The sequence below is a fragment of the Pseudomonas reactans genome (assembly GCF_013387025.1).
GTDB classification, from domain to species: Bacteria; Pseudomonadota; Gammaproteobacteria; order Pseudomonadales; family Pseudomonadaceae; genus Aquipseudomonas; species Aquipseudomonas reactans.
In genome coordinates this window covers 1-389 of the sequence record NZ_JACAQP010000072.1, presented here as the reverse complement: position 1 = coordinate 389, position 389 = coordinate 1, and the positions used below count along the sequence as shown (strand labels likewise).

General features: G+C 47.3%; 1 protein-coding gene. It reads left to right on the top strand.

Translation table 11 applies throughout. From position 1 onward, the window contains the following. Positions 1 to 78 precede the first annotated feature (78 nt). A partial coding sequence (locus HX793_RS30695; protein ID WP_178905597.1) for a hypothetical protein occupies positions 79 to 389 on the top strand: 311 nt, incomplete at its 3' end.

The following is a 389-nucleotide window of genomic DNA, read 5'->3' as shown; positions in this document are numbered from 1 at the left end:
GTTCCCTCTATCCTCTCACTGTGTTCCAAGGTTCAATTGAACGGGACAAACTACAATGACTGGATTAGAAATATCAAGATGGCTCTGAGGTACGAGAACAAAGAGTATGTCCTCGAGACCGAGCTTGTCGATATTGACCCTGAAACTGCTACTCCCGAGGAAATTGCCTCGTACCAAAAACATTCTGATGATGCGACCAAAGTGGCCTGCATCATGATTGCCACAATGAACCCCGAATTGCAGAGAATATACGAAGACTACTGGCCCTATGAGATGCACCGTGAGCTTGCGGAAAAGTTCCGTAAGCAAGAGCGCATCGAAAGGTGCGAAGTGGTCAAGGACTTCACGAACAGCAAACCTAAAGATGGAGAGTCCATCTGTGCCCATGT